Origin of the sequence: Streptomyces sp. NPDC087901 (assembly GCF_044742205.1) — a bacterium.
In the GTDB taxonomy this organism is placed as follows: domain Bacteria; phylum Actinomycetota; class Actinomycetes; order Streptomycetales; family Streptomycetaceae; genus Streptomyces.
Map to the genome: position 1 here is coordinate 369,234 of NZ_JBIUUC010000003.1, position 18,191 is coordinate 387,424.

General features: G+C 72.3%; 14 protein-coding genes. 3 read left to right on the forward strand and 11 right to left on the reverse strand.

The features are described 5' to 3' along the window. Nucleotides 1–232: 232 nt before the first annotated feature. Nucleotides 233–1,021 carry an RDD family protein gene (locus ACIOEW_RS11235; RefSeq protein ID WP_362546177.1) on the forward strand — a complete coding sequence of 263 codons (789 nt, stop codon included), beginning with the start codon at nt 233–235 and terminating at the stop codon, nt 1,019–1,021. A gap of 114 nt (nt 1,022–1,135) precedes the next feature. Here ACIOEW_RS11235 and purH read toward each other — a convergent pair whose 3' ends face one another. Both purH and purN read right to left on the reverse strand, forming a co-directional pair. Continuing rightward, nucleotides 1,136–2,689, reverse strand: a complete 1,554-nt coding sequence (gene purH, locus ACIOEW_RS11240) for a bifunctional phosphoribosylaminoimidazolecarboxamide formyltransferase/IMP cyclohydrolase (protein WP_401963349.1) — start codon at nt 2,687–2,689, stop codon at nt 1,136–1,138. Further along, complete coding sequence (gene purN / locus ACIOEW_RS11245; protein WP_362546171.1) at nt 2,676–3,332, reverse strand: phosphoribosylglycinamide formyltransferase; 657 nt, start codon at nt 3,330–3,332, stop codon at nt 2,676–2,678. The genes purH and purN overlap by 14 nt, the downstream gene beginning before the upstream one ends. A 365-nt stretch (nt 3,333–3,697) precedes the next feature. Here purN and ACIOEW_RS11250 point away from each other — a divergent pair, with 365 nt between their 5' ends. Next, nucleotides 3,698–4,681, forward strand: coding sequence for a hypothetical protein (locus ACIOEW_RS11250; RefSeq protein WP_401963351.1), 984 nt, complete (start codon nt 3,698–3,700; stop codon nt 4,679–4,681). On the opposite strand, the gene ACIOEW_RS11255 is transcribed toward ACIOEW_RS11250, so the two are convergent. Together ACIOEW_RS11255 and ACIOEW_RS11260 are read right to left on the reverse strand one after the other, a co-directional pair. Next, complete coding sequence (locus ACIOEW_RS11255) at nt 4,671–4,871, reverse strand: helix-turn-helix domain-containing protein (protein WP_401963353.1); 201 nt, start codon at nt 4,869–4,871, stop codon at nt 4,671–4,673. The two genes, ACIOEW_RS11250 and ACIOEW_RS11255, sit on opposite strands and share 11 nt — an antisense overlap. Nucleotides 4,872–5,009: 138 nt before the next feature. Further along, a complete protein-coding gene (locus ACIOEW_RS11260) occupies nt 5,010–6,800 on the reverse strand; it encodes a DUF6350 family protein (RefSeq protein ID WP_401963854.1) in 1,791 nt (596 codons plus the stop codon). Between the two features lie 125 nt (nt 6,801–6,925). Between ACIOEW_RS11260 and ACIOEW_RS11265 the strand changes: the two genes are divergently transcribed. Next, nucleotides 6,926–8,428, forward strand: coding sequence for a helix-turn-helix domain-containing protein (locus ACIOEW_RS11265; RefSeq protein WP_401963355.1), 1,503 nt, complete (start codon nt 6,926–6,928; stop codon nt 8,426–8,428). A 159-nt stretch (nt 8,429–8,587) separates the two neighbouring features. On the opposite strand, the gene sucD is transcribed toward ACIOEW_RS11265, so the two are convergent. From sucD to ACIOEW_RS11300, 7 genes are all read right to left on the reverse strand, one after another. Beyond that, nucleotides 8,588–9,472: a succinate--CoA ligase subunit alpha gene (sucD, locus tag ACIOEW_RS11270; protein ID WP_362546159.1), complete on the reverse strand. Its 885-nt coding sequence runs from the start codon at nt 9,470–9,472 to the stop codon at nt 8,588–8,590. Between the two features lie 21 nt (nt 9,473–9,493). Next, nucleotides 9,494–10,675: an ADP-forming succinate--CoA ligase subunit beta gene (gene sucC / locus ACIOEW_RS11275; RefSeq protein ID WP_362546157.1), complete on the reverse strand. Its 1,182-nt coding sequence runs from the start codon at nt 10,673–10,675 to the stop codon at nt 9,494–9,496. A 395-nt stretch (nt 10,676–11,070) separates the two neighbouring features. Further along, nucleotides 11,071–12,162, reverse strand: coding sequence for a hypothetical protein (locus ACIOEW_RS11280; protein ID WP_401963357.1), 1,092 nt, complete (start codon nt 12,160–12,162; stop codon nt 11,071–11,073). A gap of 107 nt (nt 12,163–12,269) precedes the next feature. Then, nucleotides 12,270–13,217: a hypothetical protein gene (locus tag ACIOEW_RS11285; protein WP_401963359.1), complete on the reverse strand. Its 948-nt coding sequence runs from the start codon at nt 13,215–13,217 to the stop codon at nt 12,270–12,272. 104 nt (nt 13,218–13,321) lie between these two features. After that, the gene (locus ACIOEW_RS11290; RefSeq protein WP_401963360.1) at nt 13,322–14,563 is read right to left on the reverse strand and encodes a vWA domain-containing protein; all 1,242 of its coding nucleotides are present in this window, start codon (nt 14,561–14,563) and stop codon (nt 13,322–13,324) included. Further along, a complete protein-coding gene (locus ACIOEW_RS11295; protein ID WP_401963361.1) occupies nt 14,560–16,959 on the reverse strand; it encodes a DUF5682 family protein in 2,400 nt (799 codons plus the stop codon). Before ACIOEW_RS11295 ends, ACIOEW_RS11290 begins: the two co-directional genes overlap by 4 nt. Beyond that, on the reverse strand, nt 16,956–18,089 hold the full coding sequence (locus ACIOEW_RS11300) for an AAA family ATPase (RefSeq protein ID WP_362546146.1): 1,134 nt from the start codon (nt 18,087–18,089) through the stop codon (nt 16,956–16,958). Before ACIOEW_RS11300 ends, ACIOEW_RS11295 begins: the two co-directional genes overlap by 4 nt. Nucleotides 18,090–18,191: the final 102 nt, after the last annotated feature.

Below are 18,191 nucleotides of genomic sequence, written 5' to 3' on the forward strand. Positions count from 1 at the left end.
TTCTCGCGGATGACCCGGCCCGCGGACCAATTGCGGGCGCGACCGTGGACACAAGGTTGCACTTGGACAACTTCTTGGACGGCGACTGGGCAGCAGCTGGACAAACTTACGTCCTGCTTATAACGATGAAGGCCGCAGTGCCGCAGAAGTACCCGGGGGGCGGACCGCTGATGTTTTCTTTCCTCCGCGCGGCCGCATTCGTCCCCGTACGTCCGTTGGAGGAACGCCCCAGATGAGCTTCGGCGACCCGAACCCGAACAACCCCTACGGGCAGCAGCCCGGCCAGCCGCCGCAGGGCCAGCCGCCCCAGGGCCAGCCCGGATACGGCTACCCGCAGCAGGCCCCCCAGGGCGTCCCGCCGCAGGGTCAGCCGGGTTACGGCTACCCGCAGCAGCAGCCCGGCGTGCCCCCGCAGGGCCAGCCCGGCTACGGCTACCCGCCCCAGCAGCCGGGCGGCACCCTTCAGGCCAACAACGGCTACATCAACGTCGCGGGCCTCGGCACCGTCGAACTCGCCACGATGGGGCGCCGCCTGGGCGCGCGTGCGCTGGACGCAGTCGCGTACGGCATCCTCTACGTGATCTTCTCGGTGATCGGCGTCGCGGGCCTCGTGGGCGCCTCGGAGTCCATCGACGACTGCAGCGGCATGGAGTACGGCACTCCTGCCTACACCCAGTGCGTGAACGACGCGGCCGATGCCGGCGTCGGCATCCTCGCGGGCTTCCTCGGCTTCATCGCCGTGTTCGCGCTGATCGCGCTGCTCTACGAGTGGCTGATGGTCTCCATCTGGGGCGCCACGCTCGGCAAGATGGTCCTCAACGTCAAGGTCGTCAGGGAGAACACCGGCCAGGCCCCCGGCCTGGGTGCGGGCTTCATCCGCTGGATCATCCCGATGGTCGGCTCGCTCTTCTGCGGTCTCGGCACGCTGCTGGTCTACCTCTCCCCCTTCTTCGACAACTCGGGCAAGCTCCAGGGCTGGCACGACCGCGCCGGCAGCACCATCGTCATCAAGACGAAGTGAGCATGCTGAAGGTGTAACCACCCTCACTGCATGGCGAAGGCCGCCAATTCCCCACTCGTTCGGGGGGAATTGGCGGCCTTCCGTCTTACCCGGGCCGCCCGGGTGCGACGCGTGTCAGTGGAAGAAGTGGCGCGTGCCCGTGAAGTACATCGTCACGCCCGCCTTCTTCGCGGCCTCGACCACCAGCTCGTCGCGGACCGAACCGCCCGGCTGGGCCACGGCCTTGATGCCGGCCGCGGTCAGGATCTCCAGCCCGTCGGGGAAGGGGAAGAAGGCGTCGGAGGCCGCGTACGCGCCCCGCGCCCGCTCCTCGCCCGCGCGCTCGACGGCGAGCTTCGCGGAGTCGACGCGGTTGACCTGGCCCATGCCGACGCCGACCGAGGCACCGTCCTTGGCGAGCAGGATCGCGTTGGACTTGACCGCGCGGCAGGCCTTCCAGGCGAAGGCGAGCTCACGGAGCTCGTCGGCGGAGAGCGCCTCACCCGTGGCGAGCGTCCAGTTGGCCGGGTCGTCGCCGTCGGCCTGGAGGCGGTCGGTGACCTGGAGCAGCGCACCGCCGTCGATCGGCTTGACCTCGACCTCGGCGGACGGGGCGTCGGGGCAGCGCAGCACGCGGATGTTCTTCTTGCGGGCGAGCACCTCGACGGCGCCGTCCTCGTACGCCGGGGCGACGATGACCTCGGTGAAGATCTCCGCGACCTGCTCGGCCATCGCGACCGTCACCGGGCGGTTGACGGCGATGACGCCGCCGAACGCCGACAGCGGGTCACAGGCGTGCGCGTTGCGGTGCGCCTCGGCGACGTCGTCGGCGATCGCGATACCGCACGGGTTGGCGTGCTTGATGATCGCGACGCACGGCTCGGCGTGGTCGTACGCGGCCCGGCGCGCGGCGTCGGTGTCCGTGTAGTTGTTGTACGACATCTCCTTGCCGTGCAGCTGCTCCGCCTCGGCCAGGCCACTGCCGCCGGAGGTGTAGAGCGCGGCGGGCTGGTGCGGGTTCTCGCCGTAGCGCAGGACGTTCTTGCGCTCGTACGTCGAACCGAAGAAGTCGGGGAAGCCCGAGTCGTCCGCGGCGGCGTAGTCGGCGGCGAACCAGGAGGCGACGGCCACGTCGTACGCGGCGGTGTGCTGGAAGGCCTCGGCGGCGAGCCGCTTGCGGGCGGTCAGGTCGAAGCCGCCCGCCTTGACGGCGGCGAGGACGTCGGCGTAGCGCTCCGGGCTGGTGACGACGGCGACCGACGGGTGGTTCTTGGCGGCGGCGCGGACCATCGACGGGCCGCCGATGTCGATCTGCTCGACGCACTCGTCGTCGGAGGCGCCGGAGGCGACGGTGGCCTTGAACGGGTAGAGGTTGACGACCACCAGGTCGAACGGCTCCACGCCGAGCTCGGCGAGCTGCTCGCGGTGGGCGTCCAGGCGCAGGTCGGCCAGGATGCCGGCGTGGACGCGCGGGTGCAGCGTCTTGACGCGGCCGTCGAGGCACTCGGGGAAGCCGGTGAGCTCCTCGACCTTGGTGACCGGCACTCCGGCGGCCGCGATCTTCCCGGCGGTGGAGCCGGTGGAGACCAGCTCGACACCCGCCTCGTGCAGACCGCGCGCGAGGTCTTCGAGCCCCGTCTTGTCGTAGACACTGACCAGGGCGCGGCGGATGGGCTTATTCACCGACATGACCGAGATGAACCTTTCGTCCCTCAATGCGATAGCCGTCACGGGCGAGCCGCCCCACGGCCTCGACGAGCAGCTTGCGCTCGACTTCCTTGATGCGTTCATGGAGGGCTGCTTCACCCTCCGGGGTGTCCTCTTCGGTCACCTCGACCACGCCCTGCGCGATGATCGGACCGGTGTCGACGCCGTCGTCGACGAAGTGGACGGTGCACCCGGTGACCTTCACGCCGTACGCGAGCGCGTCGCGCACACCGTGGGCACCGGGAAAGCTGGGGAGCAGGGCGGGATGGGTGTTGACGAACCGGCCGCCGAACCCGGCGAGGAACTCCTTGCCCACGATCTTCATGAAGCCCGCGGACACCACGAGGTCCGGGCGGTGCTCGGCGGTGGCCGCGGCGAGCGCCGCGTCCCACTCCTCACGTGTCGCGTGGTCCTTGACCCGGCACACGAAGGTGGGAAGCCCGGCGCGCTCGGCCCGCTCCAGACCTGCGATGCCGTCGCGGTCCGCGCCGACCGCGACGATCCGGGCGCCGTACCCCTCGGGGTCGTCGCCGATCGTGTCGAGCAGGGCTTGGAGGTTCGTACCGGAACCGGAGACCAGGACGACCAGACGGGCCGGTCCGGCGGAGGAGAGCGGGGAGGCCACGGCTGGGCCCTTTCTCACGTGTGGAGCAGTTCGAAGCGGCCGCACCACCCGCCACATTGCGGGAGCGGCGGCACGACGGCCATGCTGTTTGTACGGTCGTACGAAAGAATCGCGTCCCTCGATACGGGGAACTCTACGAACGAGCCGACCGTCAGCAACGATACCGGCACCTCGGGAGACCCTCGTCTGACGGGGGTGAGGGTCCGGTGACCGCCGGCCCGGCAGGGGCGGGCGGTCCGGGTGGCAGCTGCCGGCCACCCCGCCTGTACGCCCAGCTTCCGGCCCCTCCGCGCCGGAGGGTAGCGTCAGGGGACAGGGAACCGTCCGCCGGGCGGAAATGACGAGATGGGGAAGACGTTCACCACATGCCGGACCGACGCCGCCGCACCGCCTTCCGCCACCCGCTGCCCGAGCGGTCCTCACTGCTGATGCGGGAACGCCAGTCCCCAGCACCGGGCTCCTCTTCCACGCCTTCCTCCTCTTCCTCTTCGACGCCGCCCTCCTCCTCGCCGGCCGGCTCCTCCGGATCTTCCGGCCCCGGTGACGACAACCCGTTCGCCCCGCCGCCCGAGGACCGCCCCGACCAGCCGTGGCAGCCGCGCCACCCGGTCAACGGCGGTACGAACGGCAACGGCGAGGGCGACGGCGGCTCCGGTGACGCCCCCGAGGGCGGCTCCTCCGACAGCCGGCCCGTCTGGGGCAGCCAGTGGAGCAGCCACCAGCCGGGGCGCCAGAACGGCAACTTCGGCGGACGCCCCACCGGGCCCGGCGGAACGAACGGCCAGGGAGGCGGCCCGGAGAGCCCCCGCGGCGGCCTGCGCTGGGACCCGACCGACCCGATCCAGCGCCGCGCCCGCTACTCACTGCTCTCCGGCATGTGGGCCTTCTTCTTCGCGCTCTTCGACCTCCCGGAGATCGCGCTGCTGCTCGGCGCACTCGCCACCTACTGGTCGATCAGCGCGCTCCGGGCCAAGGGGAAGGAGCCGTCGGCTCAGGGAGAGGCGGCCGGCCCTGCCGGAGCCCCCGGCACGGGCACCCTCGGGCAGGGCCACGGAACCGCGCCCGGCCCGTCGTCCGCACCGGCACCGATCACCGGATCCACTGCCTCGGCAGACCCGCAGGGAACCAACTACGTCCAGCGCGGCAGCCGGCAGCAGACGACAGCCGCGGTCAGTGGCCTGGTGACGGCGCTGATCGCCCTGTCCATCGTCGCGACGACGTTCACCGTGCAGCTGGTCTACCGGGACTACTACACCTGCGTGAACGACTCCCTCACCAAGGCGGGCCAGCTGTCCTGCAACGACCTGCTCCCGAAGCCGCTGGAACCCTTCTTCGGCGTCAAGGACTGAGTTCCGCTCCCCGTCCTGAAGGACGGGGAGCCCTACCACGGTCGGCGGACCGTCTCGGTGGGTTCCTGCTTCTTCGCGCTGCGCCGGGATCAGGGATCCCGGTCCTACCTGCGCTCGACAGCGCGTCGTTGAACACGACGCGAGCGCACCCGAAAGCCTGCGACAGCGCCGCACGCTGAGGACCGTGCACAGCCGTACATCAGGGCGGGGCACCGCTATCCATCGACCGTCAGTACATCGAGCAGCAGAACCACCCGCTTCGACCTGCCACTCTCTGACCTGCCACTCGGAGCAGCACTCAGATTCGCTTCACCTCCGGGCCGGAGCCCTATGCACTGCGATTGGCTCCGGTAGCGTCCTGCGGACCGGCCGGGCCGAGAGGCGCGGCCGGTCCGGCCGGTGACGAGTACGTCGCCGGTGCGGATTCTCCGGCTGTCGCGACGGTTGCCTCGGACTCCCCGGCTGCTGCGACGCCCGCTTCGGACTCTCCGGCTGCTGCGACGGCTGCTTCGGACTCTCCGGCTGCTGCGACGGCTGCTTCGGACTCTCCGGCTGCTGCGGGTGCCGACGACCCGGCCGGCCGTGCGTCGGACGTCTTCGCGTGCCAGGGATCGGTCGGCAGGAAGTCGTACGCCTCGAACACGTCGTCCTCGTCGGCCTGACGGGGGCCGGCCGGGCGGGGTACGGAGACGGGGGCCTCGTCCGCCCCGGGTTCCGCCGGCCGGGGGCCGCGCCTCGGCCACCACCTGCGCCAGGCCTGCCCGCCCTCCTCCTCCACCTCGTCCCCGGGCTTCCGGACCTCATCCGTACCGCCCGCAGCGGCCCCCTCCGCCTCGGCCTCCTGCTGTTCGGCCGGCGTACGCCCACGGAGCCGCCAGGCCCGCAGCAGCAGCGCCGCCGGGACGGCGAGTGCCGCCGTCCACACCAGGGCCGCCGCCCCCGCGAGCCACCAGACGGGGCCGAACCGTGCCAGCACGTGGGCCCCCAGCGGCCCCCCGGCCGCGGCCGCCAGCACGGCGGCGCCCATGCCGCAGCCGACCGCCGCCAGCGCGGTGGTGATCGCCGTCTCGCGCAGGCTCCACGCCTCCTCGCGCTCACCGTGGGCGGGCGCCGCCCTTCGTACGGTGAACCAGGCGACCGTCAACGCGGCGGCGACCGGCACCGCGGCGGCCGCCCAGTTCACGGGCGTCCCGGCCCCCTGCGACGGCAGCGCGGCCAGCAGCGGGAAGTCCGGCAGCGAGGGGTGCCCCTCGAAGGCGATCGGGGTGGCCGTGGACGCCGTACCGAGCGCGAAGCCGGGGCCGAGCCCGTACGCGGCACCCCACACCGCGGCGTTCGGCACCAGCGCCAGCGCCAGCAGGAGCACCGCGAAGCGCCCGGCCCAGTCGCCGGAGAGCCGCAGGAACGACTCCTGGACCGGTTCTGCGTGCCACACCAGCGCCGCCGCGGCCACCAGCGCGCCCCCGCCCAACAGGACCGCCACACCGGCCGTCGCGGACCGGCCCACCGCCTCCGCGCGCCGCCCGAACCGGGAGCGTGCCATCGCCTCGTGCAGCCGCACCGGTGCCCACGAGGGCGGCGGCCCGAGCGGGCGCCCCGAGGCCGTCCACACCCCGGCGGCCGCCGCGCCCGCCACCACAAGAACCGCCGGGAACAGCAGGGACAGCGGCCGGGCGGACAGCGAGGAACCCCGGGCGTAGAGCGCGACAGCCGCCCCGACCAGCAGATATCCCCCCGCAACCAGGGCGATCGTGCCCCCGGCCGAGGGGACACGGCGCCCCTCCTCGGGCTCCAGCACATCCCTGGCAGCCCGGTGCACCAGCCAGACCGGCAGGGCACTGAGGAGCAGCGGAACGACGCCGACGGGGGCCGGAGCCCCGGTCAGGGTGTCGGTCCTGATCAGTTCGGCGCCGTGCGCGAGCAGCCAGAGCCCCGCCGCCGCGTGGACGGCCTCGCCCGGGCCGCTGTCGGGTGCCGGGGAACTGATCCAGAGCACCACGACGAGCACGGCGACGGAGCCCAGCCCCAGCCCTGCCGCGACGGCCCCGCGCAGCAGCGCCCGGGCCTGCACGGCGGACCGTCCGTGCTCTGCCGACAACAACGGGCCGCGTTCGGTCATTTGGGTCACGCCGCAATGCTCCCAACGACACGCGCTTATTCCGTGTAACGGGCGAACGGCCGTTGTGTCGCTCAATATACGTTTATGTACTTTTTGACCCAGCGCAGGCCGGGTGGGGAGCCCTCATGACGCAGAGCACGACCGGCGCGGCCGCAGCCCATCCGCTCCCCTCACCCAAGGAGCGACGCAGGCTGCGGGAGGCGAAGTCACTGAGTGAGGAGCAGGTCGCGGCTGCCGTGGGCGTCACCCGGGCCACGGTCCGGGCCTGGGAGACGGGCCGCACCAGCCCGCGCGGACGCAAGCGCGAGGTGTACGCGCGGCTGATCGGAACCGGCAGTACGCGGCCCACCTCACGCCCCTCCACCGTCAAGCCGGCCACTCCGAACAACCGGCCGAGGGCCGCCACCGCGCGGCAGGCCCGGTCGGCCGCGACCGCGAAGGCGACTGCGGGCCGAGCGTCGAGGCCGGCTGTGGGCGGGGTCTCGCAGGCGGCTGAGGACCGGGTGCCGGAGACGGCAGCCGGACCTTCGGCTCCGATCACGGCCGGGCCTTCCGCTCCGGCGACAGCTGGGCCTTCGACTCCGGCGACGGCTGGGGCTCCCGCTCCGGCGACGGCCGGGCCTTCGGCTGCGAAGGCTGCCGAGCCGACCGCGACGCCGTCCCCGAACACCCGTCCGCCGATCCCCGTCGAAGCCACCGGGAGCGACGCCATGGACCCGACCGAGCCCGGCACCACCGCACCCGAGGCGCCCCCTGCGGCCGGGACGGTCGAGGCAGCCGAAGGAACCCGAGAGGCCGACGGGGCCGGACCCTCGCCGGCCGAGGCGTTCGACGCGCTGTACCGGCACACCGCCGCCGCGCTCTACCGCCAGACCTATCTGCTCACCGGCCGCCGCGCCCTCTCCCGTGAGGCGGTCGGAAAAGCCTTCGAGCAGGCCTGGCAGCGCTGGCCCGAGGTCGCCGTGGACCGCGACCCGGTGGGCTGGGTGCGGGCGGCCGCCTACGAGTACGCGATGTCGCCGTGGCACCGGCTGCGCCGCGAGCACCGTCACCCCGACCCGCCGCCCGAGGCGCCCGGCCCGCGCGCCCTGCTCGACGCGCTGCTGGCCCTGCCGCCCGCGTACCGCCGCACCCTGCTGCTGCATGACGGGGTCGGCCTGGGACTGCCGGAGACCGCGGCGGAGACCGAGGCGAGCACCCCGGCGGCGGCCGGCCGGCTGGTGACCGCCCGGGCCGCGGTCGCCGAGCAGCTGCCCGAGCTCGCCGAGCCCCCGACACCGGACGAGCAGTCCGCGCTGCTGCACGAACACCTCGGCGCCCTCGCCCTCGCCCAGCCCGCGTCCTCGCTCCCCGTTCCGGACCTGATCCGTACGGGCAGCGAGCGCAAGGCACAGCTGTGGACCAGGGCGGCCATCGCGTTCACCGTGCTGCTGATCGGGCTGACGCTGATCACCCTGGCAACGGCGCCGACGCGGTACGAGACACCCCGGTCGCCCGGACAGAGGGTCGAGGGGGTGCCGCCGCTCGGTGGTCCGCAGAAGCTGACGCCGACGGACAAGAAGCTTCAGAAGAAGCTCGGCAGTGAACTGGGCCGCGGTCCGGGCCGTCTGGTCCCCCGGGCCGGCTGACCCGGGTGGCCGGCCCGGCGGCTGACCTGGCCGACTGACCTGGCGACTGCGGCACGCCCTGTCGCACAACGACGCGGGCCCGCACCCCTGATCGGGATGCGGGCCCGCGTCGTTGTGCGGTGACGCGTTCCTGCGGTGGTGCTCCGACGCGGTGAGGCGTCAGGCGCCGAGGATCTCGCGTGCCAGCTTGGCGGTCTCGGTCGGCGTCTTGCCGACCTTGACGCCGGCGGCCTCGAGGGCCTCCTTCTTCGCCTGCGCGGTGCCGGAGGAGCCGGAGACGATGGCGCCGGCGTGGCCCATGGTCTTGCCCTCGGGGGCGGTGAAGCCCGCGACGTAACCGACGACCGGCTTGGTGACGTTCTTCGCGATGAAGTCCGCCGCACGCTCCTCGGCGTCGCCGCCGATCTCGCCGATCATGACGATCAGGTCGGTGTCGGGGTCGGCCTCGAACGCCTCGAGGGCGTCGATGTGCGTCGTACCGATGACCGGGTCGCCACCGATGCCGACGGCGGACGAGAAGCCGATGTCACGGAGCTCGTACATCATCTGGTAGGTCAGCGTGCCGGACTTCGACACGAGACCGATGCGGCCGGGCTTGGTGATGTCGCCCGGGATGATGCCGGCGTTGGACTGGCCGGGGGTGATGAGACCCGGGCAGTTCGGGCCGATGATCCGGGTCTTGTTGCCCTTCGCGCCGGCGTACGCCCAGAAGGCGGCCGAGTCGTGGACAGCGATGCCCTCGGTGATCACGACGGCGAGCGGGATCTCGGCGTCGATCGCCTCGATGACGGCGGCCTTGGAGAAGGCCGGCGGCACGAAGAGGACGGTCACGTTCGCGCCGGTCTTCTCCATCGCCTCGGCGACGGAGCCGAAGACCGGTACCTCGGTGCCGTCGAAGTCGACGGTCGTGCCGGCCTTGCGCGGGTTCACGCCGCCGACGATGTTGGTGCCGTCGGCGAGCATGAGCTTGGTGTGCTTCATGCCCGTCGAGCCGGTCATCCCCTGGACGATGACCTTGCTGTCCTTGGTGAGGAAGATAGCCATGGTGGTCTGAGTCCCTCTTCCTTACTTCGCAGCCGCGGCGAGCTCGGCGGCCTTGTCGGCCGCGCCGTCCATGGTGTCCACGCGCTGAACGAGCGGGTGGTTGGCGTCGGAAAGGATCTTGCGACCCAGTTCCGCGTTGTTGCCGTCAAGGCGCACGACGAGCGGCTTGGTGACCGCTTCGCCCTTGGTCTTGAGCAGCTCCAGCGCCTGGACGATGCCGTTGGCGACCTCGTCGCAGGCGGTGATGCCACCGAAGACGTTGACGAACACGGACTTGACGTCCGGGTCGCCGAGGATGATCTCCAGGCCGTTCGCCATGACCTCTGCGGAGGCGCCGCCACCGATGTCGAGGAAGTTGGCGGGCTTCACGTTGCCGTGGTTCTCACCGGCGTACGCGACGACGTCCAGGGTCGACATGACCAGACCGGCACCGTTACCGATGATGCCGACCTCGCCCTCGAGCTTGACGTAGTTGAGGTTCTTGGCCTTGGCGGCAGCCTCGAGCGGGTTGGCTGCGGCCTTGTCCTCGAGCGCCTCGTGACCCGGCTGACGGAAGTCGGCGTTCTCGTCGAGAGACACCTTTCCGTCCAGTGCCAGGATGCGGCCGTCCTTGGTCTTCACCAGCGGGTTGACCTCGACGAGGAGCGCGTCCTCGGCGACGAAGGTGTCCCACAGGGTCACCAGGGCCTCGGCGACACCCTCGGCGACGTCGGCCGGGAACTTCGCCTGGGCCACGATCTCGCGGGCCTTGACGATGTCGACCCCGTCGACGGCGTTGACCGGGACCTTCGCGAGGGCCTCGGGGGTCTTCTCCGCGACCTCCTCGATGTCCATGCCGCCCTGCACCGAGGCCATGGCCAGGAAGGTGCGGTTGGTGCGGTCGAGGAGGTACGAGACGTAGTACTCCGCCTCGATCTCCGGGGACAGCTCGGCGATCATCACCTTGTGGACCGTGTGGCCCTTGATGTCCATGCCGAGAATGTCGGTCGCCCGGGCGACCGCCTCGTCAGGGGTGGCGGCCAGCTTCACGCCACCGGCCTTGCCGCGGCCACCGACCTTCACCTGTGCCTTGACGACAGACTTGCCGCCCAGCCGCTCGGTCGCCTCGCGGGCTGCCTCAGGCGTCTCGATCACTTCACCGGCCAGCACCGGTACACCGTGCTTGGCGAAGAGGTCCCTCGCCTGGTACTCGAACAGGTCCACGCGCGTCCGTCCCTTATCAAATGGTCTCGCGGTTGGTTTTCTGCGTGGGCGTGCCGCGAGGGGCAACGTGACTGCTCTGTCACAAGGAAGGCGCACACGGTGACCGAATACGCGGCATGTCCATCTCGCAGGTTATCCCCGAGCCCCGCATGACCCTAAATCGCAGATCCCACCTGGGCGGTGATTACGGTCACAGATCGCGCTGGTAGCCGGGTCGCAGTGGACAAATCGGCACGGTGGACGAGGGCAGGAGGGCCGAACGCGGACCGGGCGGCCCCCTGTCCCGGACCCGGGTGGGTCCGGACCGTACGGGGGCCGCCCGGCAGGTCACCGGGACGGTGCCCGGAGTGACGGATGGCGCGGAAGGCGGTGTGGCGAGTGGTGCGAGGGGCCTCTCAGATCCCCTGGAGCGGGTACGCCGGAGCGGTGACGGAGTGCGCCGGGTTCAGCGACGAGACCGTCGCCGAGGCCGACGACACGGTGTCGGAGACGTAGGCCGGAGTGACGGACTTCAGCCCCTCGGAGCCGTACGCCGCATGCGACACGGCCGGACCCGCGTCGTCGCCGACCGTGGACACGAGACCGCCGGCGAAGGGCCGGGCCTCGGAGCCGACGCCCTGGGCGAGTGGCATCACCTGGCTGCTGACCCCCTGGGCGAACGGGGCGACGGCATCCCCGGCCAGGCCCTGGGCCAGCGGCTGGGCCTCGGAGACGACGCCCTCGGCGAACGGCTGGACCGCACCGGTCACTCCGTACGCCAGCGGCTGGACCTCGGTCGTCACGCCCTGCACAAAGGGCACAGCGGCCTGCGTCACGACTCCGTCGGCGAACGGTGTGACCTCGCCGGTGACGCCCTGAGCGAGGGTGGAGACGTCACCGAGCGCCTGCCCGACGACCGGCAGCACCGAGGAGACGGCATCAGCGACGAGGGGCGGCAGCACGGCGTCGGAGGTCTGCCCGACGACCGGAGCGGCCTGGGTGAGGGCACCTTCGGCGGTGGTCCCGATGTTCTGCCCGTAGCCGGGGAGCTGCTCGATGGGGCCGAAGAGGTAGTCGACAGGTGCCTCGGGGGCGGGGTTGCCGACCGTGGTGCCCGCGGCCTTCCCGAGGGTGCCGGCGGCCTCGTTCCGGACCTGCGCGGCGTGGCCGGCGAGGTCGGTGCGGTCCGCGACGTCTGCGCGGTCGGCGATGTCGGCGAGATCGGTGCGGTCGGTCGCGTGGCCGGTGACGGCGCTCCGGGCGGCGGACGTCACGTCGGTCGCCTTCGCCCGGACGGTGTCCTGGAGGCCTCCTGCCTTGCCTGCGACGTCAGCACCGTCGACGCCGTCGATCACGTGAGCCACATCGGCCGCATCGGCCACGTGGTCGGGGGTGGAAAGGGGGACGGAGACGGGCAGTTCGTCCGCGCTTGCGGCTGCGGTGCCGAGGGCCCACATACCGGTGGCCGTGGCAGCGACGGCTATGGAACGGCGGATGTTCTTGTGCATGTGTGTGTCAGATCCTTCGAATTTTTCGACGGTCCGGAGTACGTCCGGACTGCGGGCAGACCTGTTCCGCCCCCGCGCGGCAGGTCGAGGCGGGGGAAAGGCCTGCCCTAGCCGGGAAATTCGAGGATGTCGCCGGATCTGTCACGGACCGGTGCGGCGGTCGCCGGAAGGCCGACGCCACGCACGAGTCCGAAGAAGGTGCCGTCCACCGACGGAACGGCGTACTGGTCACCGCCACGGGGCGGGTGGACCTCGGCGGGCGCGGAGCGGCCCTGCCCGCCGTCGGGCCCGAAGGGCCCCCGGGGTGCCGGACGGTGATCCGCCGCGGCCTCCCGGTGAGGGGCCGCAGCTGTCCCGCGCGACGCGAGGAACACGGCAGGCGCCGGGGTGATGGGAGGAACGGACGCGGTGACGGGGCGGGGCGCGGCCGGGAGGTCCGGTCCACCCCTGCCGGGCGCATCGGACACCGGTGCGGGTCCGGCGTGCGGCGCCTCGGGCGTGGCCGGCAACGACGGTATGGGCAGCGGCCATCCGCCCGGGAGGGCCGCTGTGACGTCCCGGAGACCCGTGACTGCCGTGCCGACGGTCCGCTCGACGACCTGGCCGACGGGCCGGGTCAGCCCCCGGACGGTGTCCCGTACGGGCGGCACTTCCCCTACGGGCGACGCCTCCCGTGCAGGCGCTGCCTCCCGTACCGGCAGCACTTCCCGTACCTGCCCAGCTTCCCGTACCGGCGGCGCGGGTGGAGTGGAAACGACCGGTGCCACCGCATCCGCCGCTGTCGCCTCCCGAAACTGCTGGACCGGCTGGTGCGGCTGGACCGGCTGATGCGGCTGGTGCGGCAGTTGTTGCGCGGCCGCTTCTTGGAGCAGCTGCTGTTCCGGTTGCTGGAGCAGCTGCTGATCCGGTTGCTGGTCCGCCTGGGCACGCGCGCCGAAGAGCAGCCCGAGCGCCAGCAGACCGCCGAGGAACAACACCACCTGCAGCACGCGGCGGCCTGCCGCACCGCGCCGGAGGCGCGGGGCGGTGGCGGAGCCGGCAACTGCGGTGGTCACGTGGGAGCGAGCCCTCTCAGGATGGCGCGGACCGCGGAATGCGATCCTCCGCGGATGTGGGGACGATGCTTGCACGAGGTGCCCGGGGGCACGCAAGTCCCCTGTTACTGATGGGTCTCCTTGTCCGGTATGGGCAGGGGCCGCTTCTCGATCGCGGCCGCCATCACGTCCGGGAAGAGGTCCGGCGTACAGGCGAAGGCGGGAGCACCCAACGCGGAGAGCGCCGCCGCATGGTCGCGGTCGTAGGCGGGTGCGCCCTCGTCGGAGAGGGCGAGCAGGGTCACGAACTGCACTCCGGACGCCTTCATCGCGGCGACCCGCTTCAGCATCTCGTTGCGGATACCGCCCTCGTAGAGGTCACTGATGAGCACGACGACGGTGTCTGCGGGGCGGGTGATCCTCGACTGGCAGTAGGCGAGCGCCCGGTTGATGTCGGTGCCGCCGCCGAGCTGGGTACCGAAGAGCACGTCGACGGGGTCGTCGAGCTGGTCGGTGAGGTCGACGACCGCCGTGTCGAAGACGACGAGTCTGGTCTGCAGCGAGCGCATGGAGGCGAGGACGGCGCCGAAGACGGAGGCGTACACGACGGAGGCCGCCATCGAGCCCGACTGGTCGATGCAGAGGATGACGTCCTTCTTCACGGACTGCGCGGCCCGCCCGTAGCCGATGAGCCGCTCAGGGACGATCGTCCCGGCCCCGTCCTCACCGGGAAGGGTCAGGTAGTTCTTGAGGTTGGCCCGGATGGTGCGGTCCCAGTCGATGTCGTGGTGCCGGGGCCGCGTGACCTTCGCGGATCGGTCCAGGGCGCCCTTCAGCGTGGCCCGGGTCCGGGTGGAGAGTTGCTGCTCCAGCTTCTCGACCACCTTGCGCACGACGGCTCTTGCCGTCTCCTTCGTCGTCTCGGGCATGGCCTTGTTGAGGGAGAGCAGGGTGCCGACGAGATGGACGTCCGCCTCGACGGCCTCCAGCATCTCCGGTTCGAGCAGGAGGGCGGAGAGGCCCAGGCGGTCGATGGCGTCGCGCTGCATGACCTGGACGACGGACGTGGGGAAGTACGTACGGATGTCGCCGAGCCAGCGGGCCACGGACGGGGCCGAGGCCCCGAGCCCGGCCGATCGTCCGCTGCCGCCCCTGCCTCCGGGCCGGCCCCCGCTCTCGTACAGCGCGGTCAGCGCGCCGTCCATCGCGGCGTCGCGGCCGGTGAGGGTGCGGCCGGTGCTCTCCGCGCTCTCCGCCCCCAGCACCAAGCGCCACCGCCGCAGCCGTTCCCCGTCGCCCGCGGGGAGTGGTGGCGTTGCCGTTGTTGTCGCTGCCACGTCCACCGCCGCGCCGATTCCTGTCGTCATACCGTTGCCCCCAGCCGTTCCTCGTGGTTGTCGGGTGTCTCCGCCGTCGACACGGCATCCAGGCCCAGCAGTAGACGCAGCACCGGCACCACCGCATCCGCACGCACCCCGTCCAGGACCGGTCCGAATCCCGGCGCCGTGGACTCGCGCCCCGGCACCGCTCCGGGAACCTGGTCCGTGCCGGTGGCGGCCGGGCCCCGCCGGACGAGCTCGCCCAGCGTGCGGCGTACGCCCTGTTCGTACGCCGAGAAGGTGCGGCGCAACAGGGGCAGCACGTCGGTGAACGTGTCCGCGGGAACTCCGGTGAGCCAGGAGTCGACCAGGGCGAGGAGCCGCTCGTCGTGGACCAGGAGCATGCCGCCGCCGGCCGCCCCGCCCACGAAGCCCTCGATCCACGCGGCAGCGTCGGCGGGGGGCGTGCCGGGTGACAGGGCGAGGCCCATCAGCCGGGCGGCATCGTCCTGCGCGAGGTGTCCCTCGTCGAGCAGCAGCCGGGCGGCCCGGCCACGGATGACGCCGGCGACCGCGTCCCGGGCGGACAGCTTGTGCAGCACCGCCCTCCAGCGCTCGCGCAGGCCGTCCGCGTTCTCCGGTACGGCGCCGGCGAGCAGTCCGATCGCCGTGTGGACGCCGTCCACCTGACCGCGCAGCGCGGCCGCCCCGTCCGCGTCGAGCCCGGTGCAGGCGGGCGGCAGTCCGACGCAGATCCGCTCGGCGAGCCCTGCCGCGACCTCGCCGAGCGCGGTGGTGTCCGTCGAACGGACGTCCCCGTAGCGCAGGGTGCGGGCCAGGGCGGGCAGGGCGTCGGCTAGGTGACCGACATCGGCGTCGAGAGCGGCACGGTCGGCAAGGACCCGCATCACCACGGGCAGTGCCTCGGGCAGTCCGGCGAGCAGGCACCGCTCGGCGAGGGCGGTCACCTCGGCCAGGGTGGTGGCCGCCAGGGCCTCCGACTCGGCGCGTGCAGTGGCGGCGGAGAGCACGGTGGTACCCCAGACACCTGCTTCCGCGACCCGTACGTACAGCTCGGGCTCCCAGTGCAGCCGCCAGCTCTCCCGGAAGGTGCCGGTGCTCCCCCGGCCCGCGGTGGGTTCGCCCCAGCCGATACCGAGGAGACACAGCCGGTGCAGGAGGCGGCTGCGCGCCGCGTCGGTGTCCTTGCGGAGGTCGAGCTCCAACTCCCTTTCGCCGGCTTCCGGTTTGAGACGGAGGGTGCGCTGCTGCCGGTTGAGGTCGCGCTGCAGCGGCACGGCGGGGGCGGTGTCCGGTACTTCTCCGAGTGTCACGCCGACGACCAGCCGGTCCCGGACGAGGGCGAGCGGCACGTCGGAGCCCTCGCACATCACGGCGCGGACGGCGTCGGTGGTCTCGCTCAGTCCGGCGAGGGGCCGGCCCCGCATGGCGGCGAGGGTGTCGGCGAGCCGGACCGCCTCGATGACATGGGCGGAGGACACGAACCGGTCCTCGTCGCGCAGGAGTCCGGCGACCTTGGTCATCCAGCGTTCGACCGGGCGGTCCGGGGAGGCGAAGAGGTGCTCGTACCAGCCGGGCGAGTCGATCCCGGCCCCGTATCCGCTGTGCCGGGCAAGGCGCTGATGGGTCCAGGGCACCCAGGTCAGCTCGGTCTTGACCTTGGGGAGGCCCTTGAGGAGCGCCCGGTCGGCGGTCTGGGTCGTCCTCGCTTCGAGTGCGGGAACATGCCAGGCGCCGCAGACCACGGCGAACGCGCCGCCGAACTCCTTGCGGGCGGCGCGGAGCTGAATGCGCATGTACGCCTCCCGGACCGCGTCCCTGGGGTGCCCGCCGTCCCCGTAGACCGCTCGCAGAGCGGCCATCGCCTCGCCGAGCGCGGCGAAGGCGGCCAGCGGGTCGGCGGCCGCGGCGCCGGGACCGCCGGGATGGCCGGGACCGCCGGGTACACGGTGTTCGACGACGTCCTCCCACCAGCGCTCGGGGTCGTCGTGGCCCGCCGTCTCGGCCAGCACCCGGATCGGGTCGACGGGAACGGGCCGGGGCTCGTCGTCCCGCTCCGGGCGGCCGTCCTGCTCCCCCTCCTCCGTCATGGCCAGGGAGTGCGCCGCGGGCAGGTCGATGAAGCGGACCGGGACGCCGTGCGCCAACGCCCAGCGGATCGCGACCCATTCGGGCGAGAACGCGGCGAGCGGCCAGAACGCCGCCCGGCCCGGGTCGTCCACCGCGTGGGCGAGCAGGGCGACGGGCGGCCGCATCTGCTCGTCGGCGGCGAGCGGCAGCAGCGCGTCCCCCTCGGGCGGGCCCTCGATGAGCACTGCCTGCGGGCGGGCCGCGTCGAGCGCGGCACGGACAGCGCGGGCGGACCCCGGTCCGTGGTGCCGCACGCCGAGCAGCAGCGGCCCCGGCGGCCGCGCGCCGGTCATACCGAGACCTCACGGCAGGCGCGGTAGAAGTCCTTCCAGCCGTCCCGCTCACGCACCACGGTCTCCAGATACTCCTGCCAGACCACGCGGTCGGCCGCCGGATCACGGACGACCGCACCGAGGATGCCGGCGGCTACGTCACCGGGGCGGAGCACGCCGTCGCCGAAGTGGGCGGCGAGCGCGAGGCCGTTGGTGACGACGGAGATGGCCTCGGCGGTGGACAGGGTCCCCGAGGGGGACTTGAGCTTGGTCCGGCCGTCGGTGGTGACCCCGTCACGCAGTTCGCGGAAGACCGTGACCACGCGGCGGATCTCCGCGAGGCCGTCAGGCGCGGGCGGCAGGTCGAGCGAGCGCCCGACCTGGTCCACGCGCCGCGAGACGATGTCGACCTCCGCCTCGGGGGTGGCGGGCAGCGGCAGCACCACGGTGTTGAAGCGGCGGCGCAGCGCGCTGGACAGCTCGTTGACCCCGCGGTCGCGGTCGTTGGCCGTGGCGATGACGTTGAAGCCGCGGACGGCCTGGACCTCCTGGCCCAGTTCGGGCAGGGGCAGGGTCTTCTCCGACAGGATCGTGATCAGCGAGTCCTGCACATCGGCGGGGATGCGGGTGAGTTCCTCGATCCGGGCGGTCATGCCCTCGGACATGGCGCGCATCAGCGGGCTTGGCACCAGCGCGTCACGGCTGGGGCCGTGCGCGAGCAGCCGGGCGTAGTTCCATCCGTAGCGGACGGCTTCCTCGGGTGTGCCCGCCGTGCCCTGGACGAGGAGGGTCGAGTCGCCGCTGACGGCAGCCGCGAGATGCTCGGACACCCAGGTCTTGGCGGTGCCGGGCACGCCGAGGAGCAGCAGCGCCCGGTCGGTGGCGAGTGTGGTGACGGCGACCTCCACGAGGCGGCGCGGGCCCACGTACTTGGGTGTGATCACCGTGCCGTCGGGCAGGGTGCCGCCGAGCAGATACGTGGCGACGGCCCACGGCGACAGCCGCCAACGCTCGGGCCGGGGGCGGTCGTCGGCGGCGGCGAGCGCCTTCAGCTCGTCGGCGAAGGCGTCCTCGGCATGCGGGCGCAGGACTTCGGCGCCGACGGCTGCGGTGGTCGTCGCACTGGCTGCGGTGGTTGCGGACACGGTCATGGATCCCCCTCCAGATCGGTCGACCTGATGTGGTTCCCACGGTGCACCATGGCACTGACAATCGACCTCGCCGCAGGTCAGGGCCGGTCCCCCGGACGGGAG

Excerpts from the sequence above, each read along its gene's own strand:
- ACIOEW_RS11235 (WP_362546177.1), top strand. The coding sequence starts at position 233 with ATGAGCTTCGGCGACCCGAACCCGAACAACCCCTACGGGCAGCAGCCC.
- purH (WP_401963349.1), bottom strand. The coding sequence starts at position 2,689 with ATGTCGGTGAATAAGCCCATCCGCCGCGCCCTGGTCAGTGTCTACGAC.
- ACIOEW_RS11250 (WP_401963351.1), top strand. The coding sequence starts at position 3,698 with ATGCCGGACCGACGCCGCCGCACCGCCTTCCGCCACCCGCTGCCCGAG.
- ACIOEW_RS11260 (WP_401963854.1), bottom strand. The coding sequence starts at position 6,800 with ATGACCGAACGCGGCCCGTTGTTGTCGGCAGAGCACGGACGGTCCGCC.
- ACIOEW_RS11265 (WP_401963355.1), top strand. The coding sequence starts at position 6,926 with ATGACGCAGAGCACGACCGGCGCGGCCGCAGCCCATCCGCTCCCCTCA.
- sucD (WP_362546159.1), bottom strand. The coding sequence starts at position 9,472 with ATGGCTATCTTCCTCACCAAGGACAGCAAGGTCATCGTCCAGGGGATG.
- ACIOEW_RS11280 (WP_401963357.1), bottom strand. The coding sequence starts at position 12,162 with ATGCACAAGAACATCCGCCGTTCCATAGCCGTCGCTGCCACGGCCACC.
- ACIOEW_RS11290 (WP_401963360.1), bottom strand. The coding sequence starts at position 14,563 with ATGACGACAGGAATCGGCGCGGCGGTGGACGTGGCAGCGACAACAACG.
- ACIOEW_RS11295 (WP_401963361.1), bottom strand. The coding sequence starts at position 16,959 with ATGACCGGCGCGCGGCCGCCGGGGCCGCTGCTGCTCGGCGTGCGGCAC.
- ACIOEW_RS11300 (WP_362546146.1), bottom strand. The coding sequence starts at position 18,089 with ATGACCGTGTCCGCAACCACCGCAGCCAGTGCGACGACCACCGCAGCC.